Annotated in this window: 20 protein-coding genes; 8 read left to right on the forward strand and 12 right to left on the reverse strand. The window is 62.6% G+C overall.

Going from position 1 to position 21597, the window contains the following annotated elements; translation table 11 throughout:
* Positions 1 to 10 precede the first annotated feature (10 nt).
* Together PQQ86_RS24200 and PQQ86_RS24205 are read left to right on the forward strand one after the other, a co-directional pair.
* Positions 11 to 1441, forward strand: a complete 1431-nt coding sequence (locus PQQ86_RS24200; protein WP_408272640.1) for an efflux transporter outer membrane subunit — start codon at positions 11 to 13, stop codon at positions 1439 to 1441.
* A gap of 48 nt (positions 1442 to 1489) precedes the next feature.
* Entirely contained in the window at positions 1490 to 2674 is a 1185-nt protein-coding gene (locus PQQ86_RS24205; protein ID WP_408272644.1) for a thiolase family protein, read from the forward strand.
* Positions 2675 to 2735: 61 nt separating this feature from the next.
* Here the strand turns inward: PQQ86_RS24205 and gltS are convergent, their stop codons facing one another.
* The gene (gene gltS / locus PQQ86_RS24210; protein ID WP_408272649.1) at positions 2736 to 3962 is read right to left on the reverse strand and encodes a sodium/glutamate symporter; all 1227 of its coding nucleotides are present in this window, start codon (positions 3960 to 3962) and stop codon (positions 2736 to 2738) included.
* Between the two features lie 255 nt (positions 3963 to 4217).
* Here gltS and PQQ86_RS24215 point away from each other — a divergent pair, with 255 nt between their 5' ends.
* From PQQ86_RS24215 to PQQ86_RS24235, 5 genes are all read left to right on the forward strand, one after another.
* Positions 4218 to 5495: a NupC/NupG family nucleoside CNT transporter gene (locus PQQ86_RS24215; protein WP_408272652.1), complete on the forward strand. Its 1278-nt coding sequence runs from the start codon at positions 4218 to 4220 to the stop codon at positions 5493 to 5495.
* A gap of 20 nt (positions 5496 to 5515) precedes the next feature.
* Positions 5516 to 5905 carry a cytidine deaminase gene (locus PQQ86_RS24220; RefSeq protein WP_121108035.1) on the forward strand — a complete coding sequence of 130 codons (390 nt, stop codon included), beginning with the start codon at positions 5516 to 5518 and terminating at the stop codon, positions 5903 to 5905.
* The gene (locus tag PQQ86_RS24225) at positions 5902 to 6867 is read left to right on the forward strand and encodes a nucleoside hydrolase (RefSeq protein ID WP_408272655.1); all 966 of its coding nucleotides are present in this window, start codon (positions 5902 to 5904) and stop codon (positions 6865 to 6867) included. Before PQQ86_RS24220 ends, PQQ86_RS24225 begins: the two co-directional genes overlap by 4 nt.
* 327 nt (positions 6868 to 7194) lie before the next feature.
* Positions 7195 to 8130: a 2-dehydropantoate 2-reductase gene (panE, locus tag PQQ86_RS24230; RefSeq protein ID WP_408272658.1), complete on the forward strand. Its 936-nt coding sequence runs from the start codon at positions 7195 to 7197 to the stop codon at positions 8128 to 8130.
* Positions 8131 to 8190: 60 nt separating this feature from the next.
* Entirely contained in the window at positions 8191 to 8490 is a 300-nt protein-coding gene (locus PQQ86_RS24235; protein WP_408272661.1) for a hypothetical protein, read from the forward strand.
* Between the two features lie 114 nt (positions 8491 to 8604).
* Here the strand turns inward: PQQ86_RS24235 and PQQ86_RS24240 are convergent, their stop codons facing one another.
* The 7 genes from PQQ86_RS24240 to PQQ86_RS24270 form a co-directional block, all read right to left on the reverse strand.
* Positions 8605 to 9651 carry an ABC transporter substrate-binding protein gene (locus PQQ86_RS24240; protein WP_408272663.1) on the reverse strand — a complete coding sequence of 349 codons (1047 nt, stop codon included), beginning with the start codon at positions 9649 to 9651 and terminating at the stop codon, positions 8605 to 8607.
* Between the two features lie 84 nt (positions 9652 to 9735).
* Positions 9736 to 10863 carry an NAD(P)/FAD-dependent oxidoreductase gene (locus PQQ86_RS24245; protein WP_408272666.1) on the reverse strand — a complete coding sequence of 376 codons (1128 nt, stop codon included), beginning with the start codon at positions 10861 to 10863 and terminating at the stop codon, positions 9736 to 9738.
* The gene (locus tag PQQ86_RS24250; RefSeq protein WP_408272669.1) at positions 10856 to 12292 is read right to left on the reverse strand and encodes an FAD/NAD(P)-dependent oxidoreductase; all 1437 of its coding nucleotides are present in this window, start codon (positions 12290 to 12292) and stop codon (positions 10856 to 10858) included. The genes PQQ86_RS24245 and PQQ86_RS24250 overlap by 8 nt, the downstream gene beginning before the upstream one ends.
* A complete protein-coding gene (locus PQQ86_RS24255; RefSeq protein ID WP_408279347.1) occupies positions 12289 to 12726 on the reverse strand; it encodes a (2Fe-2S)-binding protein in 438 nt (145 codons plus the stop codon). The genes PQQ86_RS24250 and PQQ86_RS24255 overlap by 4 nt, the downstream gene beginning before the upstream one ends.
* A 23-nt stretch (positions 12727 to 12749) precedes the next feature.
* A complete protein-coding gene (locus tag PQQ86_RS24260; RefSeq protein WP_054040373.1) occupies positions 12750 to 13544 on the reverse strand; it encodes an ABC transporter permease in 795 nt (264 codons plus the stop codon).
* A 16-nt stretch (positions 13545 to 13560) separates the two neighbouring features.
* A complete protein-coding gene (locus PQQ86_RS24265) occupies positions 13561 to 14475 on the reverse strand; it encodes an ABC transporter permease (RefSeq protein ID WP_408272672.1) in 915 nt (304 codons plus the stop codon).
* Positions 14468 to 15559, reverse strand: a complete 1092-nt coding sequence (locus tag PQQ86_RS24270; RefSeq protein ID WP_408272674.1) for an ABC transporter ATP-binding protein — start codon at positions 15557 to 15559, stop codon at positions 14468 to 14470. The genes PQQ86_RS24265 and PQQ86_RS24270 overlap by 8 nt, the downstream gene beginning before the upstream one ends.
* Before the next feature lie 303 nt (positions 15560 to 15862).
* Between PQQ86_RS24270 and PQQ86_RS24275 the strand changes: the two genes are divergently transcribed.
* On the forward strand, positions 15863 to 16741 hold the full coding sequence (locus PQQ86_RS24275; RefSeq protein ID WP_408272677.1) for an IclR family transcriptional regulator: 879 nt from the start codon (positions 15863 to 15865) through the stop codon (positions 16739 to 16741).
* A 125-nt stretch (positions 16742 to 16866) separates the two neighbouring features.
* Here the strand turns inward: PQQ86_RS24275 and PQQ86_RS24280 are convergent, their stop codons facing one another.
* From PQQ86_RS24280 to PQQ86_RS24295, 4 genes are all read right to left on the reverse strand, one after another.
* Positions 16867 to 18474 carry an OprD family outer membrane porin gene (locus PQQ86_RS24280; RefSeq protein WP_408272680.1) on the reverse strand — a complete coding sequence of 536 codons (1608 nt, stop codon included), beginning with the start codon at positions 18472 to 18474 and terminating at the stop codon, positions 16867 to 16869.
* A gap of 177 nt (positions 18475 to 18651) precedes the next feature.
* A complete protein-coding gene (locus PQQ86_RS24285; RefSeq protein WP_408272683.1) occupies positions 18652 to 19686 on the reverse strand; it encodes an ABC transporter ATP-binding protein in 1035 nt (344 codons plus the stop codon).
* Positions 19683 to 20678, reverse strand: coding sequence for an ABC transporter ATP-binding protein (locus PQQ86_RS24290; protein ID WP_408272686.1), 996 nt, complete (start codon positions 20676 to 20678; stop codon positions 19683 to 19685). Before PQQ86_RS24290 ends, PQQ86_RS24285 begins: the two co-directional genes overlap by 4 nt.
* A gap of 1 nt (position 20679) precedes the next feature.
* Positions 20680 to 21594 carry an ABC transporter permease gene (locus PQQ86_RS24295; RefSeq protein ID WP_154562902.1) on the reverse strand — a complete coding sequence of 305 codons (915 nt, stop codon included), beginning with the start codon at positions 21592 to 21594 and terminating at the stop codon, positions 20680 to 20682.
* Positions 21595 to 21597: the final 3 nt, after the last annotated feature.

Here is a 21597-nt window from a genome sequence, read left to right on the forward strand (position 1 = left end):
GGAACCCAGCATGAAACCCATCGTTATGAAAGTACTCGCGAGCGCGGCGCTGCTGACACTTGCGGCATGCGCTGTGCAACCTGAAACGCATGCGGATCTGCAGCACACGGTTCAGACCGTCGCACCGACCGCGTGGAATGTCGATGCTCCTCAAGACAGCATCAACGCCAATACATGGTGGGCGCAATTCGGCGATCCCGTCATGCATCAGCTGGTGGAATCGGTATTGACCGGCAATCTTGACGTACAAGCCGCGGTGGAACGCGTCAAGCAGGCGCAGGATCTCGCGAAGCAGAATCGCGCGGCCTTGCTGCCGGAATTGAACGCCAGCGCGACTGCATCCGACTCCCGCCAGAACACGCCGCCACCGCTCGGCTATGTGCGTCAGGCCGGCGTCGGCGTGACGGCGAGCTGGACGCCGGACGTTTTCGGCGGCGAACGTCTTGCTGTTCTCGCAACCGAGGCGCAAGTGTCGGGTCGGCAGGCGTCCTTGAATCAACTGCGCCTCGCACTTGCGGCGAACACCGCGGCGGCGTACATCGATCTGCGCTGGGCGCAATCGCAATTGCAGATTCTCAGCGACAACGAACAGATCCGCGCCCGCGCCCTGAAACTCACGCAGGAGCGTTTGCATTACGGACTGTCGACGCAACTCGACGTCGCGCGTGCACAGAATCAGTTGGAGGATTTGCAGGCACAGATCCCGCGCATCCAATCGGCGGTGCAGCATCAACTGAGTCTGATCGCGGTGTATTCGGGGCGTACGCCGGAGAGCGTCGACGGCTTGCTGCTCGCTAACGCACGCGACATTCCAGTGCCCGCGCAAAGCGTGCCGCAGATGTTGCCGTCGGAAGCGCTGTTGCAGCGCCCGGACGTGCGCAATGCCTACGCCACGGTCGAGCAGCGCGCGGCGGAAGTGGGCGTGTCCAAAGCGCAGCGCTATCCGCAGTTCAGACTCAATCTCGCCGACGGATTGCTGGCCTCGTCGTATCTCGGCCTGCCGACACTGACCGATAACCTCTTCAGCGCCGCATTGAACGCAACAAGTCCGATCTTCAACGCCGGCCGCATCACCGCAAATATCGACGCGAGCGAAAGCCGGATGCGCGAATCGCAACTCGGCCTGCAGCAAACCATGCTTCAGGCGCTCAAGGAGATCGAGGACAACCGCAGCGACCTGGTGAGTGGTGCGGTGCAGGTGCAACGTCTGGGCGGCGCGCTCGATGCATCGAACCACGCGTTGCGTCTGTCGAGTGAGCTTTACAAGGGCGGCGCGACGGATTTCCTCGATGTGCTCGCCGCGCAGGAGGCGTATCTGCGTGACGCGGAATCGTTGAATCAGGCCAAACGCGAGCATGCACTCGCAGCGGTCGCGCTATACCGCTCGCTCGGCGGCGGCTGGGATGTCCCCGAAACGGTCACGGCCGCATCGGCGAATTGATGCGTGTGGATGTGGCGGTGAACGTAGTAGTCCAACTGGAGATGAATGATGAGTACGCGAGAAGTAGTGATCTGCAATCCGGTGAGAACGCCGATCGGCGCATTCGGCGGATCGCTGAAAGAGGTGCCCGCAACTGAACTCGGCGCGGTCGCGGTGCGTGAAACGCTGCGGCGCAGCGGCCTCGATCCGGCCGCGTTGGCCTCGGTGGTGCTAGGCAACGTGATTCAGGCCGGCAACCGGATGAATCCGGCGCGTCAGGCGTCGATTGGCGGCGGCGTACCGGTGGCAGTGCCCGCGTTGACGGTCAATCGTGTGTGTGGCTCGGGCGCGCAGGCGATTGCGTCCGCAGCCCAGGAAATCTGGCTTGGTCTCGGCGATGCGGCCGTGGCCGGCGGCATGGAAAACATGGACCGCGCGCCCTATCTTCTCGATGGTGGCCGCTGGGGTTACCGGATGGGCAACGCGCAAATCCACGACAGCCTGCTGCGTGATGGCCTGAACGATGCGTTTTCCGGCGAGCATTCCGGCTGGCATACGGAAGACCTCGTCGCGCAGTTCGACCTCACGCGCGAAACGCAGGACCGTTGGGCCGCGCGTTCGCAACAGCGTTTTGCCGAAGCGCAGGCACGCGGCGATTTCGACGCTGAACTGGTCGCCGTCGAAATTCCGGCGCGCAAAGGTCCGCAGCATTTTACGAGCGATGAACAGCCGCGTCCGGATACCACGGTCGAAACGCTCGCCAGACTGCGTCCGGCATTCCGTCCGGACGGCACGATTACCGCAGGCAATGCGCCGGGCTTGAATAGCGGCGCGGCAGCTATGCTAGTTGCTGAACGTGGGTTTGCCGAGGCGCGTGGTATCGAGCCAATCGCGCGGCTGGTGGCATTTGGCATCGCGGCCGTCGAGCCGGGCATGTTCGGCCTCGGTCCGGTGCCGGCCGTGCAAATGGCCCTGGCTCGCGCAGGTTGGCAACTCGAGGACGTCGAACGCTTCGAGATCAATGAAGCTTTCGCCGCCGTGCCGATCGCGGTGGCGCGCAGACTCGGTATCGCGGATGAACTGATCAACGTGCAGGGCGGCGCGATCGCGCACGGTCATCCGATCGGTGCGACCGGTGCGGTATTGACGACGCGTCTGCTGCATTCGATGCGCCGCGACGGCCTGAAACGCGGCATCGTCACGTTGTGTATCGGCGGCGGACAGGGGATCGCGCTGGCATTGGAAATGATCTGAGATCGGCTGCTGCGGCGCGATCGCGTTGCCACGAACCGCGATCGTGCCGTAGCCGCATCGGCTAATGAAAGATCGGCAAGGCCAGATATCCCTTGATGACGATCGCGTTAGCAATGTCGATAAAGAAGGCACCGACCATCGGCACCACCAGAAAGGCGAGGTGCGAATGGCCGAAGCGGGCCGTGACGGCCTGCATATTGGCAATGGCCGTGGGCGTGGCGCCGAGCCCGAAGCCGCAATGACCGGATGCGAGCACGACAGCGTCGTAATTGCGGCCCATCACGCGGAACGTGACGAAGATCGCATAGAGCGCCATCAAAACGGTCTGCGCGACGAGAATCGAAACGACCGGCAGCGCTAGCGAGGCGAGGTCCCAGAGCTTGAGCGTCATCAGCGCCATGGCGAGGAATAGCGCGAGGCTCACGTTGCCGAGCAGGGCGACGGCGTGATCGATAACGGGTTTGCCCGCGAGTCCTAGTACATTGCTTAGCACTACGCCGACGAATAGCACGCAGACAAACGTCGGCAGCTCGATCGCCGTACCGGCCAATACTTGTGCGAGCACCTCGCCGGCCGCGAGGCTGATCGCGATCAGCGCCAGCGTCTCGATGAAGGCGGCCGGTGTGGTGGCTTGTTCCGCCTTCGGTTCTTCGAAGGCGAGCGGCGGCTCGGCGGGGTTGTCGCCGTGATTCTCCGCGTCGTTTTCGGCGCGTGCGACGTCCTTCCTGGCGACTTGCCGCATCAGCACCCGCGCGACCGGGCCACCGAGAATGCCGCCCATCACGAGGCCGAAAGTCGCGCAGGCGATCGCGGCTTCCGTGGCGGACTGGAGCCCGTGGTGTTCGGCGAACACCTTGCTCCATGCAGCGCCGGTGCCATGACCGCCGGACAATGTGATCGAGCCGACCAGCAAACCGTACAGCGGATCGATGCCCAATAGATAAGCGAGAGCGATGCCTACTGCATTTTGCAGGATCAGCAGGCCGATCACGAGACCGAGAAAACGCAGCAACAGGGGGCCACCTGATTTGAGGCTGGCGAGGTTGGCGTTGAGGCCAATGGTCGCGAAGAAGGCGAGCATCAGCGGCGTTTGCAGCGCGGTATCGAAACGTACTTCGATGTGACTGGTCGTGCGCAGGATCAACAGGACGATTGCCACAAGGAGCCCGCCGGCGACGGGCTCGGGAATCGTATAGCTGCGCAGCAGGGGGATCCATCCGACTAGCCGGTTACCGAGCAGCAGAACCAGTGAAGCCGTGACGAGCGTTCCGTAGATACCGACGTTCATAGGCGACCTCGTTGAGCATGAGTGATGGTCATAGCGGTACGAGGCGTCCGACGGCGCGTGGAGCGGCAAAGGAGCGAGCGGGAAACGCCTGTGGCGTGAGGGTACCTGAACGGCAGTGATCCAACAACGATGGCAGCGAGGCGCACCGGCGCGGACCGCCCGGCCGTCGATACCGGAGTAAGACCATATTTAAAGTTTTCTCCAGCATCGGTTTCGTTTAGCATCATTCGCACTTTCACAAGAACACCAAGAGACATGGCACTGATCGCACGAAACATTCTCGGTATTGCCGTATTGCTACTCATCGCTTTCATCTTTTCGACCAACCGGCGCGCCATCCGCTTACGGACCGTAAGCGCGGCGCTGCTTGCGCAGATCGGGATTGGCGCTTTCATTCTCTTCGTGCCGATCGGCAAGACGGTCCTGGCTGCCGCTGCGTCCGGCGTCAATCACGTACTCGGCTATGGCAACGCGGGCATCGAGTTCCTGTTCGGCGGCCTCGTGCAGGCGAAGATGTTCCAGGTCTTCGGCGACGGCGGCTTCGTATTCGCCGTACGGGTGTTGCCGGCCATCATCTTTGTTACCGCGCTTATTTCCGTGCTTTACTACCTCGGCGTGATGCGCTGGATCGTGATCGTGCTCGGCACGATATTCCAGAAACTGCTCGGCGTATCGAAGCTCGAATCCTTCTCGGCCGTTACCACGATCTTCCTGGGGCAAAGCGAAATGCCTGCCGTGGTCAAACCGTTCACGCGCGACATGACCGGCGCCGAACTGTTCGCGGTGATGTCGAGCGGCATGGCGGCGGTTGCCGGTTCGGTGCTGGCGGGTTATGCGGGCCTTGGCGTGCGGGTTGAATATCTGCTGGCCGCGTCGTTCATGGCGGTGCCGGGTGGCTTGCTGTTCGCCAAGATCATTCACCCCACCACCGAACCGAGCCGTGTGCATCTCGAGAACCTCAGCTTCGATGAAAAACGCCCCGCGAATGTGATTGAAGCCGCGAGTTCCGGCGCGACCGTGGGCCTGAAAATCGCCGTGATGGTCGGCGCGATGCTGATCGCGTTCGTCAGCCTGATCGCATTGCTCAACGGCATTGTGGGCGGCATAGGCGGCTGGTTCGGGCATCCGCAACTGTCGATGCAATCGGTGCTCGGCACGGTGTTCGCGCCGCTCGCGTATCTGATCGGTGTGCCGTGGAGCGAAGCCGCAATTGCCGGCAATTTCCTCGGTCAGAAGATCATTCTCAATGAATTCGTCGCGTATGCGTCGCTGTCGCCGTATCTGAAAGATGCCGCCAGCGTGAGCGCAGCCGGCCTGCAGGCGCTCGATCCGCGAACCCTTGCTATTCTGTCGTTTGCGTTGTGCGGCTTCGCAAACTTTGCGTCGATCGCGGTGCTGACGGGCGGCTTTAGCGCCGTCGCACCGGAACGCCGCGCCGAAGTCGCGCGCTACGGCCTGCGTGTCGTGCTCGCCGCGACGCTCTCGAACCTGATGAGCGCCACGATTGCGGGCATGTTCCTGACGCTGAATTGAATCGAATTGAGGATCGTTGCATGAACATGGAACAACTGCTGGAACGCGCGGGCATTGCGCGAGAAAAGGCCTATGCGCCTTATTCGAAATTCAAGGTCGGCGCTGCGCTCCTGACCAACGACGGCACCGTATTCGACGGCTGCAATGTCGAGAATGCCTCGTACGGACTATGCAATTGCGCTGAGCGTACGGCGTTTTTTAGCGCGATCGCCGCGGGCTATCAACGCGACCAGTTTGCCGCGCTTGCCGTAATCGGCGATACGGATGGACCGATTGCACCGTGCGGCGCGTGCCGCCAGGTGATCATCGAACTGGGCGGCCCCGAATTGCCGATTCGGCTCGGCAATCTGCATGGCGCCACTCGCGACACCACTGCGCGTGAGCAATTGCCGGACGCGTTTTATCTATGAGCGAGCACAAGGTTATCTACGACACCGATCCCGGTGTGGACGATGCGATGGCGCTCGTTTTTCAGGCGCTGCATCCGGACATCGAATTGCTGGGTCTGACGAGCGTATTCGGCAACGCCACGATCGACACCACCACGCGTAATGCGCGTTTCCTGGCCGGACGGTTCGCGCCGGGCGTGCCGGTTGCGCAGGGCGCCGCGGCACCGCTCAAGCGTGCAGCACCCGAACCGCTCGCCTGGATTCACGGCGACAACGGGCTTGGCAACATCGCGATCGAAACCGGTGCTGAAGCCGCGCTCGACGCACGTCCCGCGCACCGCTTCATCATCGACACGGTGCGCGCGCATCCTGGCGAAGTCACGTTGGTCGCGGTGGGCCCGCTCACGAACCTGGCATTGGCGCTGGCCGACGATCCGCAGATCGCACCGCTCGTCAAACAGGTGGTCATCATGGGCGGCGCGTTCGGCACGGACGGCGTACTCGGCAACGTGACGCCGGCGGCCGAAGCGAACATCCTCGGCGACCCCGATGCCGCCGACATCGTGTTCGGCGCACCGTGGCCGGTTGCGATCGTCGGGCTCGACGTCACGCAGCGCACCATCATGAGCCAGGATTATCTGGCGTCGCTGCGCGAGCGCGGCGGTGCAGCAGGGCAGTTCGTGTGGGACGTGTCGCGGCACTACGAAGCCTTTCATGAGCAAAGCGCGCAACTTGAAGGCATTTACGTGCACGACTCGTCGGCAGTCACTTATGTGCTGGCGCCGCATCTTTATACGACTCGCCGTGGTCCCGTACGTGTGCTGACGGACGGCATCGCCGTGGGCCAAACCATCCAGAAGCCTTCTACGATGCCGGTGCCTGCGCCGGACTGGGACAGCCGGCCCGACAGCACGGTCTGCCTGGACGTGGATGTGCCTGGGATGCTCGCGCTTTACGAGCGCACCATCTGCGGCACGCTGTAGGGCGATCTTGTCACGCTGCCGCCGTTTGCTAAGGGCGTCGCCTCTTTAAGTGCCGCTCTCCACGCAGCCCGGCGCGTAGCAGACGGCTCGCGGCGCGGCGATTGATCTGACGCGATTGATCTGACATAAGGAGCAATGCGGAAACAACGCGGAAACGGCGTGGGAAACACCGAGGCCGCGGTGCAATGCAGCAAACCGGCCCGCCATTGTGGCCGATGCGTATCGTCAATCTTTGCTACATTCCTGCAGACGTGCTGTGCACGCGGTCCTCGAAGCCTTTGCATACCGGCGCCGCGGGCGTGACCCAAATCTATCAAGAGGCAAAAGATGCGAATTCTAGTAGTAGGGGCGGGCGCCGTGGGCGGCTACTTCGGCGGACGTCTCGCAGCGGCGGGCCAGGACGTGACCTTCCTCGTGCGCCCCGGCCGCGCGGAAAAGCTTGCGCGTGACGGCCTCGTCATTAACAGCGCGCGCGGTAATCTCACCTTGCGCGACGTCAAGACGATACTCGCCGGTGTCGGCGCGGAGCCGTTCGATCTGGTGCTGCTCAGTTGCAAAGCCTACAGTCTCGACGACGCGATCGATTCGTTCGCACCGCTGGTCGGCGAATCCACGCTGATTCTGCCGATGCTTAACGGCATGCGTCATATCGACGTGCTCAAGGAAAAGTTTGGTGCGTCGCGCGTACTGGGCGGTCAGTGCGTGATCGCGGCAACGCTCAGCCCCGAGCAGCACATCATGCATCTGAACGAAACGCACGCGATCACCTTCGGTGAACTGGAAGGCGGCACGTCCGAGCGCGTCGAGGCGATTGCGGATGCGATGGCCGGCGCGAATTTCGATGCGGTGGTTAGCGACAACATCTTGCTGCGCATGTGGGAAAAGTGGGTGTTCCTGGCCACACTGGCGGCCAGTACGTGCTTGATGCGCGGTTCGGTCGGCGATATTCTGGCTGCGCCGGATGGCAAGCGCATCATCGAAAACCTGCTTGGCGAGTGCCGTGGCGTCGCGGAGCACAACGGCTTTACGATGGGCCCGGACTTCGACGCCCGGGCTACCCAAACGCTCTTCACTCCGTCGCCGTTAACAGCTTCGATGTTGCGCGACGTCGAAAACCACTCGCATACCGAGGCGGATCACATCCTCGGCGATCTGATCTCACGCGGCGGCGATGCGCAGAAGGGTGAGCACGGCTTGTCGCTGCTGCGTATCGCCTATAGTCATCTGAAGACGTATGAAGCGAGGCAGACCCGTACATCCTGAATGACGGGAACGCGGGCGACGGGGACGGCCACAGCAGCCTAACGTTTCGGAGGTGAAGCAATGCCGAGTCCAACCGGATCCGTACCCGCGCTCAGTGCCGCCTCGGCGACGATCTTCTCGATCGGTATCGTCTTTCTCGGCTACTGGGGCTTGTACGATCAGTCGAAATGGCACGTGTCCGACGTCTTTGTCTTCGTGTTTGCGATGATCGGCTTTGGCTGCCTCGGCCTCGTGCCCTGGATGGCGACCAGTCCGGTCGAGCCGGAAACAAGCGATTCCCGCATCCGCATTGCGCGGCACATGTTCCTCGTCGGCGTCCTGTCGATCTGGCTAGGCGTGGCGATTTCGGTGATCTTCTGATGCACTGCCCCAAATAAAAAACGCGCGCCTCGAACAAGGCGCGCGTTTTTATTGATGCGGAGAAGCGCATCGCGGTCGTGCCGATTACCGGCGCACCGAAATGCGCAAGGAGCCTTAACGCTCGATCTGCCTGTTCCAGCGCGTATCCCACTGCGCCCGATGCGCATTGATCGTGTCCCAATCCACCACGGTGACCTTCTTCACCAGATCGTCGACGTTACCCAGGCTTTGCTGCATTGGCGGCGTCATCTTCGCGAGACGATTGGTCGGAATCTGCTTGCCGGCCTCGGCGGCTTTGGTCTGGGCCGGCGCGGACAGCAGGAACTGCGCGAGTTTCTGCGCCAATTGCGGGTCTGGGTTGTTGTTGACCACGCACAGATCGACCAGCAGCAACACCGGACCTTCCTTCGGACTCACATAGCCGACCGGAATGCCCTTGTCCTGCAGGTCGCTTACGGCCGTCGGCGTCAACGGGAACAGGCCCGCTTCGCCGGTCTGGACCATTTCGGAAATCTTCGCTGAGTTCGGCACGTACTCCACCACGTTCGGGCCAACCGTCGTGGCCCATTTCGTGAAGCCCGGTTCGACGTTCTGCTCGCTGCCGCCCATCAAACGGTTGATCGCCAGAAAGCCGTGCAGGCCGAAGGTGCTGCTCGACGCGGACTGGAACACCACCTTGCCCTTGTACTTCGGATCGGCAAAGTCCATCCATGAGGTCGGCGGCGCCCAGCCTTTTTCTGCAAACAGCTTCTTGTTGTACGCGATGCCGGTCATGCCGAGTTGCACACCTGCGCCCATGTCGTCCTTCATGCGCGCGAACGGGTAGAGCTCCTTGAGCACCGGCGAGTCGTCGAGCTTCTTGCACACACCCATGCTGACCGCGCGCGCCATCACGCCGTCGTCGAGAAACACCACGTGGATTTGCGGATTGGCCTTGTTGGCGAGCAGCTTGGCGAGAATGTCCGACGAGGTGCCGGGTACCACGACCACTTTGACGTTGTTGGCTTTCTCGAAGTCGGGCAGGACCTGGCTCGTATAGGCCTTTTCCATCGGACCGCCATTCATGCCGATGTAAATGGTCCTGGTCTCCGACCATGCCGGCGCGGCTGCACCGAATGCGCACAACGCGGCCAGCGCCGCGATCGTCTTGAACAGTTTCATTGGGGGCTCCTGAGTTTCATTAAACGATAACGAGGCGATGACTGGGCGATAGCAAAGCGATAGGCAATAAGCAACAAGCGATAACTAGGCGATGGATGGCGCAGCAACAGCAGCGAAGCGATTGATCGAAAAAGCGTCGAGCGGTGTGGCCGTGGCGCCGTCGATCACAAGATCCGCGAGTATTTCGCCGACCCCTGGCGCCAGCAAAAACCCACCGCCCGAAAAGCCGAATGCGTGCAACAAACGAGGTATCGTGCGGCTCGCACCGATGATCGGATTGCTGTCGGGCGTTTCGCCTTCCACGCCGCTCCATGTGCGGATCAGCAGCGCCTCGCGCAGCGGGGGCAGCAGGGCGCACGCATCGCGCATCACGGCGCGGGTGGTTTCCGTCGACGGTTGACCGTATTCGCCGTCGCCATGTCCACGCCCGCCGCCGATCACGCAATTGCCGCGCGCCACTTGCCGAGCGTAGATGCCGCCGCCATACACGCCGAGGTTGTGCGTGATGAAATGCGGCAGCGGCTCGGTGACCCACATGTTCGGGTAGATCGGTTTCATCGGCGCGGTTTCGCCGAAGTAGCCTGCAACCGTATTGGCCCACGCGCCGGCCGAATTGATCAGCCAGTCGGCGCTGATGCGCGTGTCGCCTGCTTGTAACTGGAAGCGCGTACCGTCGTGATGGATGTCGGTCAGTTCGGTTTGCTCACGCACGTCCGCGCCCGCGGCGCGCGCAGCATGTGCGAACGCGGGTGAAACCAGACGCGGATTCGCATGGCCATCGGTTGCACAAAGCGAGCCACCGACCGCTGCCGCGCCCAGCCATGGATAACGTTGCCGGAACGTGGCGCCGCTGATGACCTGCGCTTGCAGTCCATGGTCGCGCGCCATGCCCGCCCATGCTTCGAGCGCAGCAAGATCGGCTTCGCTGCGCGCGAGCCGCAAATGTCCCGACACGGTGAATTCGCCATCGATGCCGATCAGTTCTGGCAAGCCGTCCCAGATGCGCCGTGCACGCATCGCGAGCGACATCTGTTCGGCCGGCCGTCCCTGGACGCGCACGCCGCCGTAGTTCACGCCGCTTGCCTGCGCGCCGCAATAGCGCCGCTCGAACAAGCCCACGCGCAAGCCGCGTCGCGCGAGCGCCAACGCTGCCGATGAGCCGACCAGGCCGCCGCCCGCAATCGCGACGTCGTAGTGCAGGGTGTCACTCATCGCGCGCCTCCTCGAGAATCTCGGCGATGTCATCGGCATACATCGCGGGCGATAGCGGAATCGGTTTGACAGGTGGTTGGCTACGCAAACGGCCTACGGCTTCGAGGGGTTTGCCGGTTTCTTCCGCAAGTAACGTCAATGCCGCTTCGCCACACATGCGGCCCTGGCAGCGGCCCATGCCGACGCGCGTGAGCGCTTTCAGTCGATTGATCTCGTTTGCTTCGCCAGCGCGGATGCAGCGCCGCAAGGTGCCTGCATCGATTTCTTCGCAGCGGCACACGGTCATGTCGTCGGGCCATTGCGCGGCGCATTTTGCGGGTGGTGCGAATGCCGCTTCGATACCTTGGCGAAATACCGCGATACGTTGCAGGCTGCGCTCGAGTGAAGCTGCGTCGCGCATGCCGAGGCCACGTGGATGAGCGATGCCGAGGTCGTCGAGTAGCGCCAATGCCGTGCGGCGGCCGGCGAGTTCGGCCGCGTCAGCGCCCGCGATGCCCGCACCGTCGCCCGCCAGATAGATGCCGCGCACGGAGCTGCGGCCAGCGGAGTCGAGTTCGGGTAGCCAGCAACGGTTGTGGGCATCGAAACGGAAGCGGCACCCGGCGAGATCGGCGAGTTGAGTTTCGGGTTTCAGGCCGAAACTGATGCCGACGGCGTCGCAAGGGATGATTTCGCTCTTCTTCGAGTGGCCGGTTGAGGAACGCCATTCCATGGCACTCACGCCGTGCTTACCGTGAATGCCGATCAGGTTCACATCGCGCTCGATCCGCACGCCGTGCATCTTTAGCCAGCCGACGTAGTAAAGCCCTTTGGCGAACGTAGCAGGCTGCCGCGCGAGTTTCGGCGCCGCGGCAATCTGCTGCGACAGCGGACTCGTGTCGAGCACGGCCACCACCTGTGCGCCGGCTTTCGCGTACTGATAGGCCACGAGATAGAGCAACGGCCCGGTACCAGCGAGCACCACGCGCTGGCCGATCGCACAGCCTTGCGCCTTCAAGGCGACCTGCGCCGCGCCCAGCGTGTAGACGCCGGGTAGGGTCCAGCCCGGCGCCGGTAGCACGCGATCGGCGGCGCCGCTCGCGATGATCAGATGCGAAAACGGCACGCTGATTTCCCGTCCTGCGTACAGCGTATCGAGCCGGCCCTGCGCACAAGCCCAGGCAAGTGTGTCGGGGCGATAGTCGAGATGCGGAAGCAGCGCGGCCATCGTCGTATGTAACGCCTCGGCTTTGTGCGCTTCAAAACCGTAGAGCGTTTTCTTCGAGCGCTGGAACGCGCCGCTCGCGGGCGGTTGACGATAGATCTGTCCGCCCCAGCGGGCGTTTTCATCCAGCACGATGGGCTTGATGCCGGCCGCCACCAGCGTTTCGGCGGCGCGCACGCCCGCCGGTCCTGCACCGACGATAACCACGCGGTGTTCGTTGCTCATTGCGTGTCCCCATTTGTCGCCGCGGCAGAGCTAGCAGCAGCCGAAGCAGAGACGGGAGGGGCAGCGACAGTCGACGCAGTGGCAGCAGGGACAACGACGGAAGCAACTTCAGCGAGCCGCGTGACCACCCGCATGCCTTGCGTCACCAGTGTCGAGCACGCGCGCAAACGCAGACCCTCTTCGGTGCGCATCCAGCAATCCTGGCAAGCGCCGATCAGGCAGAAGCCGGCACGTGGCGCGCCACTGAATTCGCTTTCGCGCACGCGACGTTGTTGCATCAGCACGGCGGTGAGCAGCGTATCGCCTTGCAACGCGGTGACTTCATAACCGTCGATAAAAAAGCTAAGTGGTTCACGCTGCGTCTCCGCAACGCGAACAAATTGCGCATCGCGTTTCGGCGCGGCGGGTTCGGAGGACAGCAAATTCGACGGCATGTGAGAGAGGGCAGTAGAAGACATCAGTGCTGGCCGATCAGAATCCGGTTGAGCCCATACACGCGGTCGAGCAGCAGCATCGCGCCGGCCGTGATGAAGATCACCAGCGCGGAGACGGACGCCATCATCGGGTCGATCGATTCAGTCGCGTACATGTACATGCGTACCGGCAACGTGACGGTTTGCGGCGAGGTGACGAAGATCGACATGGTCAATTCGTCGAAACTGTTGATGAACGCGAGCAACCAGCCGCCGGTAATGCCCGGCAGAATCATCGGGAAGGTGATGCGGCGAAACGTAGTCCATGCGTCGGCGCCGAGTGAATGCGCGGCATGTTCGACGCTGCGGTCGAGACCGCTGACCGAGGCCAGCACGAGCCGCATCACGAATGGCGTGATGATGATCATGTGCGCGAGTACGAGCCACGCGAACGAACCGGTCGCGCCGATCAGCGCGAAGAAGCGCAGCAGTGCGATGCCGAGCACAAGGCCGGGAATCACCAACGGTGACAGCAATAAGCCGTTAAGAAAACCGCGGCCCGGAAAGCGCGCACGGCCGATGGCCAACGCGGCAGGCAATGCGACGATCAATGACAACGTCGCCGAGGCGAACGCCAGCTTCAGGCTGTTGAAGAATGCCGAGATGAAGTCCGGGTAGTTGAGGATCGCGCGGAACCAGCGCAGCGATACGCCGTGCGTGGGCAGCGTGAGCGTTTCATCGGGCGTGAAGGCGACCAGCACCACGATCACGAGCGGCGCGAGCACGAACGCAATGACGAGCGTGTGGAAAATCAGCGCGATGGGGCCATTTTTTCTCATGATGATCTCGCGAGGGTCAACCGAGGCTTCTGGTGTACTTGCGTTCCAGAACCCGGTAGTAAGTGAGCATCACGATCAGGTTCGCGACCAGCAGCAGGAGCGCGATGGTCGCGCCGAGCGGCCAGTTCAGCGAACCGAGGAATTCGTCATAGACGGCGGTGGCGGCCACTTTCAGGCGCCGTCCGCCGAGCAGGCCGGGAATCGCAAAGGCGCTCGCCGACAGGCCGAACACCATCAGGCTGCCCGACAGAATGCCAGGTGTGAGTTGCGGCAACACGATGCGGCGCAAGGTCGTGGCGGGCGAAGCCATCAGCGAAAGCGCGGCATTTTCCGTTTGCGGGTCGAGCTTCTGCAACGCGGTCCAAATCGGAATCACCATAAACGGCAGCATCACGTGCACCAGTGCGATGACGATCGCGAAAGTGGTGTATTCGAGCTTGTACGGTCCGAGCCCGATAAGACCGAAGGCCTGATTCACGAGGCCGTTGCTATTGAGCAACATGCTCCAGCCGAATGCGCGCACTACGACCGAAACCAGCAGCGGCGCGAGAATGATCAGCAGGAACATGGAGCGATATGGATCGCGCATGCGCGACAGCACGTAGGCTTCGGGCGTGCCGATCACGATGCACAGCAGGGTGGTCAGAAAGGCGATGCCGAAGGTGCGCAGGAAGATCGTATGGAAATACGACGATTGCAGCACTTCCGCATAGTTGCCGAACTGGAATGCGGCGAGTGGGCCGCTCGCCGGATCGAAGCGGTAAAAAGTCAGCACCAGTGTCATCACGAGCGGCACCAGCACCAGCGTCGCAAACAGCAGGAAAGCCGGCGTGCACATCAGCCACAGCGGCAGGAACGCCTGCCACGGCGCGCGGCGCGCATTGCCAGTCTTCACGCTGTCGTTGTTCGAAGCGGGCAACGTACTAGCCATGATGCGCATCCCGTTGGATGAAGCGGATCGCCTCGCTGTTCCAGTCGACGCCGACCGCCGTGCCTTCCGGCAGCGGTTCGGTGCCTTCGTTCTGACAGCACACCAGCACTTCGCCGAGCCGGCTATCCACGCGGTACAGCCATTGGCTGCCGAGGAAGAAGCGGCTCGTCACGGTGGCCGCCAGACGTCCCGTGTTCGGCGCGCACAGGCGCAGCTTTTCCGGACGAATGCACAACGTGACCGCGTCGCCGACGCCGATCACGCGTTCGCGCACGGGCAGTTGCGCGGTGTGGCCGGTCTCCGCGAGATCATGTCCAAGGTCGATGCGGATCGCGTCGCCGTCGCGCGCCACCACGGTGCCTGCCAGCATGTTCGCCTTGCCGATGAACTGCGAGACGAATCTGTTTTCAGGCCGTTCGTACGCTTCGTACGGTGTGTCGATCTGCGTAATGCGGCCGGCTTCCATCACCACCACGCGGTCGCTGATCGATAGCGCTTCCGACTGGTCGTGTGTAACCATGATGGTGGTCGTGCCGATCTTGCGTTGAATGGCGCGCAGTTCGAACTGCATGTCTTCGCGCAATTTGGCGTCGAGGTTCGACATCGGTTCGTCGAGCAGCAGCACGGGCGGCGCGATCACAATCGCTCGGGCAAGCGCCACACGCTGCCGCTGACCGCCGGACAACTCGCGCGGAAAGCGGTGCGCGAGCGTATCGAGCCGCACCAGCGCCAGCGCTTCGCGCACACGCTCCTTGCGCTCGGCCTTGTCGATGTTGCGCATTTCCAGACCGAAGCCGACGTTGTCCGCGACGCTCATATGCGGAAACAGCGCGTAGCTCTGGAACACGATGCCGAGGCCGCGTTTGTTCGGCTTCATGTGCGTGATGTCGCGGCCGTCGAGCGTGATGCGGCCTCGCGTGGTTTCGACGAAGCCCGCGATCATCTGCAACGTGGTGGTCTTGCCGCAACCCGACGGTCCGAGCAGCGAAACGAACTCGCCTTTTTCAACCGACAGGTTCACGTCGGCGACTGCCTGCAGATCGCCGAACGATTTCGCTACGTCCGTGAGTGTGAGGAACGACATGATCTGGCCTTTGGATGGATCGACACCGGTTCAATCGGCTACTGCCTCGATGGAGCCGACTCTATCCAGCCAAATTGCATGGCGTCAATTTCAAATTCCGTTTGCCGGTATAAGTTTAGAAAAAATTCCGATGAACGGAATATATTCGACAAGACTGGCACCAACTCTTCCGTTCCATGATCTCCGGAAAATCCCTATGAATCAGAACGAAGTGCGAATGGAACGGGCGTGCCGGGAACATTCCATTCACGGATAATTCCCTCTATAGTGTTCCGGTCAATGAAATAATTCGGAGCACCTGAGATGAATGCTGCCACCAAACGAGATGCCGATCCCGCACTGACCGATACGGGCAGTCCACCCGGCCCGGGGATGCTGGAGCGCGCCTTCGCGGTGATCCGTGCGTTATCCGAAGCGCAACCCGACGGCGGTCGCGTCACGCGTCTCGCGAAGGCGGTGGGTCTCACGCAAGGCACGGTGCACCGCATTCTTCACGCGCTGATCGCGGAAGGCATCGTCGAACAGGACGAAAATTCGAAGCTGTATCGGCTGAGTGTCGATTTCTTCGCGCTTGCCGCGCAGGCCGGCAATCCGAGCGGCATGCGCACGCTGTGCCGCCCCGCATTGCTACGGCTGTGCGCGAGTCTTGGCGACACGATTTTTCTGTTGGTCAAAAGTAGTTTTGATGCGGTGTGTCTCGACATCTGCGAAGGGCCGTTTCCGATTCGCTCGTTCACCGGCGATATTGGCGGGCGCGTGGCCCTAGGTGTCGGCCAGGGAAGCCTGGCGATTCTCGCGTTCCTGCCCGAAGCGGAGCGTGAAGAGATCATTCGGTTTAACGTACCGCGAATTCGCGGCTATGGCGTGCTCGACGAAGTGTATTTGCGCACCGAGATCGAGCGCGTGCGCCAACTCGGTTATGCGGGCCGCAATAGCGGGGTACTCGACGGCATGGCGGGTGTGGCGGTGCCGATTCTGGATCGCACCGGTGTGGCGGTGGCGGCGCTGAGCGTGGGCACGCTGGCGGCGCGTCTAGGCGACGATCGTCTGCCGATGGTGGTCGAATTGCTGCGCCGCCAGGCGGATGCGATCGGCCCGCAAACCAATCCCTTCGATGTCGCGCTGCGCCGGCCGATGCATGGTTTGTCGCGGGCTATGACTACGGAGCGGATTGCGGGGTGAGCGGAGACGAAAAGGGCGGCGCGGGTCCGAACTTATCCGGCTGTCGGTTCGCGCCGCCGTCACACCTGCACACAAAGAAAAACGGTTTCTATGCGCGTAAGCACAGGGCCTGTAAACCACCCCACTCAGAACACCTTCACCGGCACATTCACCACCAGCCGGTACTCCATATTGTTGCCATCGGAGTAATAGCGCGAGGCGTTGTGCCACATCGCGATGAACGTGACCTTCGTGTCCTTGAAGCGGCCGCTTTGCAGCGTATAGCTCGGAATGAAGCCGAACTCGTGATGGTGGCCGTGCACCGGTTCACCGTTTTTCCAGTACAGGTTATGCAGCGGTGCCGACGCCGAAGCATTATCAGCGGCACCCGCCGACGCATCCGCGCCCCAGCCATACTCGCCCCAGAACATCGCCTTGAGCCCCGGCACGCCGGCGTATTTGCCGTCGAACGTGTAGCGCAATTGCAGCGATTGCTCATGCGGTGCGTTGTAGTCGACGTCCATCGAGTTGGTCAGGTAGATGCCGTTGGTCTCGTTGACGTAGTCGAAGAACTGGTCGCCGAGCACCTGCTGGTAACCGACCAGCAGCGCATGCGGGCCGTGCTGTGCCGAAACAGACAGGCTGTACGCGTTGCTGTTGATATGCCCCTGGCGTGATGCGCCGGTATCGTGCGTCGAGTAGATATTCGCGAGACCGCTCCATTTGATCGTGGTCGGGTCGCCGAACGATTGCGCGACCGAGCCGTAGTACTGACGCCAGACGTCGTCCGCCTGGTCGACATACAGCGCCATTTCGCCGTTCTTCGCGTAGTGCCACGTACCGCCCACGTAAGTCAGGCGGTCAATGCGCGTGCCGCCGTACGAGGTGGTCAGGTTAGTCAGGTTCGTGTGCCCGCGTGCATCGACCTTGGTGAAACTGCCGGCCTCGAGCGTTGTGTGAACCAGATCGTTGCTGATCATCGACACACCGAGGAAAGTCGGCGGCAATGCGCGGTTGTCATGCGGTTCGAGGAACGGGTTGGTGACGGTTTGCAGACCATACTTCACGACCGTTTCCGAAATGCGTCCCTTGATGTCGTACATGCCGGGGTAAGCCCACGCGAGCTGCTGCGAACCGCCGCCGTCCTTGCCGACGTGCACCATGTTGCTGGCGCCGTTGCCGCCGTCGAGCTTGAGCGCGGCGAACAGTGACGCGTCGACACCGAAGCCTACCAGACCCTGTGTGAAGCCCGATTCATAGTTGACTTGCGCACCCTGAACCCACGCGTGACGATAGATCGAGTTGGGCGCCTGGAAGTAGTCGGAATAGTTGCGGAACTGCAGGTTCAGATGGCTATCGGCGATAAAGCCCTTGCTCGCTGCCTGGCTCGACGGCGGCGTGGGAGGCGTGACCGCCTGATTGGCTTCCGCGTTGACGATGGCGTTGGTCGTGTCAGGTTGATCGTTGCGCACCTGGCCGCCCTGTTCGCCTCTGCGCTTGCCGGACGTGTTGGCTTGCGAAGTTTGCGGAGTTTGCGGAGTTTGCGAAGAGGGCGTTGCTTGCGACCGTTGCGTAGGAGAGGAAAACGTTTGCGCGAGTGTTTGAGTTTTCGCCGTATCGGAGGTGGACTCCAATACGGCGTCATCGGCATAGGCACTCGCGCCGATTGTCAGCGCGGGCAGCGTGAATGCACAGTAAAAGAAGGTGGCTGCATTGGTTTTTTTTGACCACTTTTTTGTTCGGCTATCTTTCATGGTGTACGTCTCTGTTATTTTGGTGAATCTTTGGCTGGCGGTTAGCCAGTCCACGCTTATCGCTCGTCTCGCTGATGGCAGGACGAACGAATCCATCGGCGCGACGGCCCGCCGCGCCGGGGAATACGGTTTTAAGTTTTCAGACTTGTTTCTTTAGCGATCCCTCAAGCGGACGTCCTACAGGGCGTCCGCCACGCGAATGCACGCGACGCGTGTCGCGCTCGCACCATGCGTGACAGCCTGCGGAATCTCGCTGGCGCAGGCCTCGATCGCATCCGGGCAGCGCGTGCGAAACGCGCAACCGGAGGGGGGGCTGAGCGGCGAGGCAATCTCGCCGCGCAACAGCAGATGGCGGCGGGCGCGTTCAACCACCGGATCGGGCACCGGCACGGCCGACAGCAACGCGCGCGTGTACGGATGACGCGGCGTGCCATATACGTCGCGCTTGTCGCCGAACTCCATCACGCGTCCCAGATACATCACCAGCACGCGGTGGCTGATCGCCTTGACGACCGCGAGATCGTGCGCGACGAACAGCAGAGACAGCGACAACTCGCGCTGCAGATCGCGCAGCAGGTTGACGATTTGCGCCTGGATCGAGACGTCGAGCGCCGACACCGGCTCGTCGCAGATCACCAGTTGCGGTTCGCCGATCAACGCTCGCGCAATTCCGACGCGCTGACACTGGCCGCCGGAAAACTCATGCGGATAGCGGCGCAGATGCTGCGCATTGAGACCGACGCGTTCGAGCATCGTCAGAACGCGCCGTTGCACGTCGGCGCGGGCAATATCCTGGCCATGCGTGCGCAAGGGTTCAGCGACGATCTGTTCGATCGTCATGCGCGGATCGAGCGAGGCGAGCGGGTCCTGGAAAATCATCTGCACGTCGCGGCGCAAGCGCGAGGTATCGCGTTGAGCGCCCGTCAGTACGGTTTCCTTGTCGAGCCAGCGCACGCTGCCGCTCGCCACCGGTGCGAGGCCGATGATCGCACGCGCCAGCGTGGACTTGCCGCAGCCCGATTCGCCGACCAGGCCCACGGTTTCGCCGCGCCGCACGCTGAATGACACGCCGTCCACCGCGCGCAGCGTCGCTTTGCCGGACCACGGAAAGCCGCCGCGCGGCACGCCGAATTGCACCTTGAGATTGTCGACCGACAACAGCGTTGCCGGAACCTGGTCTTGGCCCTGGTTTGCAATGGAAGTGGCGTTCATACGTGTTGTACCTCCATGATTTCCTGCACCGGCCGGTGGCACGCGCGCAACGCATCGGCAGCCGTAGGCGACGCGATAAGCGCAGGCCGCGACTCGCGGCACCGGTCGGAGCAATACGTGCAGCGCGGCGCGAATGCGCAGCCCTCGCCGATTTCGCCGGGCAAGGGCGGGTTGCCGGGAATAGTTTGTAGCGGACGGTCATCGTCGTCGGTGAGGCGCGGCAGCGCGTTCAGGAGACCGATCGTGTACGGATGGGTCGGTGCGGCGAACAGCGTGGCGGCGTTCGCCTGCTCGACGGTTTGGCCGGCATACATCACCATCACGTCGTCGCACAAACCGGCCACGACGCCCATGTCGTGCGTGATCAGAATGATCGCGGTGCCGCGTTCGCGGTTCAGTTCGCGCAGCAGCTCGATGATCTGCGCCTGCACGGTCACATCGAGCGCGGTGGTCGGCTCGTCGGCAATCAGGATTTCCGGCTCGGAGAGGAGAGCCATCGCGATCATCACGCGTTGCCGCATGCCGCCGGAGAACTCGTGCGGATACATATTGATGCGCCGTGCAGCATCGGGAATACGCACCGTTTCGAGCGTTTCGATGGCGCGGCGGCGCGCTTCGCGGCGCGACATCTTGCGATGCAGTTGCAGCGTCTCGGTCATCTGCCGTTCGATCGTCAGGAACGGGTTGAGCGAGGTCATCGGGTCCTGGAAGATCATGCCGATGCGGTCGCCGCGAATTCTGTTCAACGCGGCTTCGCTCATCGTCAGCAGGTTCTCGCCACGATAGGTCGCGGCGCCCGACACCTTGCCGTTGCCGGCCAGCAGGCCGAGTAGCGCCATCACCGTCTGGCTTTTACCCGAACCCGACTCACCGACGATGCCAAGCGTGCGGCCCGCTTCGAGCGAAAACGATACGCGCTGCACCGCGTCGACGGGTGCGCCCTCGCGGCGCGTGAAGCGCACGCTCAGGTCTTTGACTTCGAGTAGCGGCATGTCAACGGTCCTTCGGGTCGAACGCGTCGCGCAGACCATCGCCGACGAAGTTCACGGAATACAGGGTGATGCACAGCATCACGGCCGGGCACAACAGCAGCCAGGGCATCGAATCGAGTTTCTGCGCGCCGTCCTGGATCAGCACGCCCCAGCTCGTCATGGGTTCCTGCACCCCGAGGCCGAGGAACGACAGCACCGATTCGGTCAGCACGATATTCGGCACCGTCACGCTCGCGTACACCACCACCACGCCGAACAGATTCGGCACGATGTGGCGCGCGATGATTGAACGCGAGCTCACGCCGATTGCACGGGCGGCGTCGATGAACTCGCGCGAGCGCAGCGACAGCGTCTGACCGCGCACCACGCGCGCCATGTCGAGCCACGAGAACGCGCTGATGGTGAGCACGACCAGATAGAACGCGCGGCCGAACAGCGTCATCATCAGGATGGCGATCAGCATGTAGGGGATCGCGTACATCATGTCGACGATACGCATCATCACCGCGTCGACGCGGCCACCCAGATAACCGGCGGTCGCGCCATACGCCACGCCGATCAGCCCCGACACCAGCGTGCCGAGCAGGCCGACTTCGAGCGACACGCGCCCGCCCTGCAGCGTGCGCGCGAGCAGGTCGCGGCCGAGCTCATCGGTGCCGAACCAGTGCATGTTTTGCAGCGTGGGCGCGAGGCTGATCGCGCTCCAGTCGCTATCGATCGGATTGTTCGGCAGGAACCACGGGCCGGCCACGCAGGCAATCACGATCAGCAGCAAGACGACAAAGCCGGCGAACGCCGCGCGGTTGCGCACGAAGCGCGCGGCAGCGGTGGCGAGCGGGCCGCGCGAACGCGGCGCGTTGGCAATGGCCGCGAGCGGATCGAGCGCCGCGGCAGTCGTTTGAAATGAGCGGGCCATGGA

Source organism: Paraburkholderia sediminicola (assembly GCF_046026675.1).
GTDB lineage: Bacteria > Pseudomonadota > Gammaproteobacteria > Burkholderiales > Burkholderiaceae > Paraburkholderia > Paraburkholderia sediminicola_F.